Source organism: Microbulbifer okhotskensis (genome assembly GCF_023895975.1).
Classification (GTDB): domain Bacteria; phylum Pseudomonadota; class Gammaproteobacteria; order Pseudomonadales; family Cellvibrionaceae; genus Microbulbifer; species Microbulbifer okhotskensis.
Map to the genome: position 1 here is coordinate 1 of NZ_JALBWM010000441.1, position 328 is coordinate 328.

At 61.6% G+C, this 328-nt stretch carries 1 protein-coding gene; it reads left to right on the forward strand.

Going from position 1 to position 328, the window contains the following annotated elements:
* Window positions 1-309: porphobilinogen synthase (locus MO867_RS22840; protein WP_507161430.1), on the forward strand; the 309-nt coding region annotated here is incomplete at its 5' end.
* Window positions 310-328 lie beyond the last annotated feature (19 nt).

The window sequence follows — 328 nt, forward strand, 5'->3', positions numbered from 1 at the left end:
GATCCGGCCAACAGCAACGAGGCGCTGCACGAAGTCGCCATGGATCTGGCTGAAGGCGCCGACATGGTCATGGTCAAACCCGGCATGCCGTACCTCGATATCGTGCGCAGGGTCAAAGACGAGTTCAAGGTACCCACCTTCGTCTATCAGGTCAGTGGCGAGTACGCCATGCACATGGCGGCGTTCCAGAACGGCTGGCTGGACGAGCGCTCGGTAACACTTGAATCCCTGCTGGCATTCAAGCGCGCCGGCGCCGACGGCGTGCTGACCTATTTTGCCAAGCGCGCAGCGCGGGCGCTCAACGAATAACAGGGCCATTGCCAGTGGG